Below are 1,685 nucleotides of genomic sequence, written 5' to 3' on the forward strand. Positions count from 1 at the left end.
GCTTCCGCCAGCAGCGAGCAGTAGTAACCTTTGCTCAGGTAGCTGAATTTGCGACACAGGTTGATGACCCGGGTGCGATTGGTTTTCGCCGGCGGCAGCTGCAGGTAATCATCAAAGGTGATTACCTGCTCACTGGGGAAGTAGGGTGCCCAGTCCTGGGCGGACTCAACAACAATGAGCAGTCGTGACATTCAATCAGATTTCCACAGGGGTGTCGGGATGGTTGCCCCACTCGGACCAGGAGCCGTGATAGCCCTTGATGTCAAAGCCGAGCGACTTGCCGACCAGATAAGTAAAGCCCGAGCGATGATGGCTCTGGCAGTGGGTGACAATGCGTTTGTCTTTGGTCAGCCCCTGTTCGGCCAGAAAGGCTTCGGCGTCGGGGCGGATACGCAGGCCGTTGCGATGGTCCATCAACTGAGTCCACTCCACATTCACGGCGCCGGGGATATGCCCCCCCTTTTGGGCGAGCACTTTTTCGCCCCGGTATTCAGACGGTCCCCGGGCATCCCAGACGACAAAATTTGGATCTTCCAGCGCCTCGAGGATATCCGGAATTTCCACCACAACGCTCGGGTCGAGACTGACGTGGGCTTCGGTAAAGGGCGGTTGCGGAATCTCCCGGCTCAGGGGCAGCTCATCGCTCTTCCAGGCCTGCAGCCCTCCATTGAGATAGGAGTAATGCTTGTGCCCGATGGCGTCCAGGGTCCAGATAAAGCGTCCGGCCCAACCGCCGCCTTCATCGTCGTAGACGACAAAGTGCGTATCGGGGGTCAGACCCAGGTAGGAAAACAGCCGATTGAGCTGCTCCACGCTGGCGATGCGCCCCGGGGCGGGCGGGATATTGCTCAACAGCATTTGCGGTGGAATGTGCAGGGCCCCTTCGACGTGACCGTGCTGATAGCTCGGTTCGCTGCACAGATCCACAATGCGCAGGTTTTCCGGCGGTTGTTTCAGCAGCTGAGCGAGGTCAGCGGGTTCGATGATCAGTGGCAGGTCGGCCATAGTGAAATTCCTTTGGTTACTGCATCGGGTTACTGCATGGTCTTCAGTTAGCATAACGCCGAATACGCGGGACTCAATAGTAAAATGCGGACTTTGTCGCATTCAGCCGCGTGGTGAGTTCAAACTGTCGAGAATCTGTTCACAACTACTCATTCGTTGAGGGCTGATCTCGCCGGATTCAAGGGCTTTCTCCAGGGCGCAGCCCGGCTCGCCCTGATGGGCGCAGTCGCGGAATTTGCAGTGCCCCAGATGAGGACGAAACTCGATGAAGTTCTCCAGTACCTGATCTCGACTCATGTGCCAGAGCCCGAACTCCCGCACCCCCGGGGAATCAATCAACTGGCCGCCCCCGGGAAAATGGAACAGCTCGGCATTGGTGGTGGTGTGACTGCCGGTCTGACGCTCGGAGAGTTCGCCCACACGCAGGTCGGCGTCCGGCAACAGGTAGTTGGTCAGTGAAGACTTGCCAACCCCGGACTGGCCGACAAATACGCTGGTGAAGTCCTTGAGGTAGTCGGCCAGCGCGTCCATACCCTCGCCGGTCTCGGCGGAGACTCGCACGACCCAATACCCCAGGCTGCGATAGAGGGATTCCATCCGTTTGATCTTGTCGACAATACGGGCATCAATCGCATCGCACTTGTTGATCACCAGCGCCGGGGTGATATCGCTGGCTTCGG

3 protein-coding genes are annotated in these 1,685 nt (G+C 58.4%); all 3 read right to left on the reverse strand.

Going from position 1 to position 1,685, the window contains the following annotated elements; all coding sequences use genetic code 11:
• On the reverse strand, window positions 1-191 hold a 191-nt coding region (locus B3520_RS15570; protein WP_286876412.1), incomplete at its 3' end, for a RimK-like ATPgrasp N-terminal domain-containing protein.
• Window positions 192-195: 4 nt separating this feature from the next.
• Window positions 196-1,005, reverse strand: coding sequence for a sulfurtransferase (locus B3520_RS15575; protein ID WP_286807331.1), 810 nt, complete (start codon window positions 1,003-1,005; stop codon window positions 196-198).
• A gap of 102 nt (window positions 1,006-1,107) precedes the next feature.
• A partial coding sequence (gene rsgA / locus B3520_RS15580) for a ribosome small subunit-dependent GTPase A (RefSeq protein ID WP_286876413.1) occupies window positions 1,108-1,685 on the reverse strand: 578 nt, incomplete at its 5' end.

It is taken from the genome of Marinimicrobium sp. UBA4509 (genome assembly GCF_002388575.1).
In the GTDB taxonomy this organism is placed as follows: domain Bacteria; phylum Pseudomonadota; class Gammaproteobacteria; order Pseudomonadales; family Cellvibrionaceae; genus Marinimicrobium; species Marinimicrobium koreense.

What these genes read in the sequence shown, in the direction of transcription:
- B3520_RS15575 (WP_286807331.1), bottom strand. Translation starts at nt 1,005, where the DNA reads ATGGCCGACCTGCCACTGATCATCGAACCCGCTGACCTCGCTCAGCTG.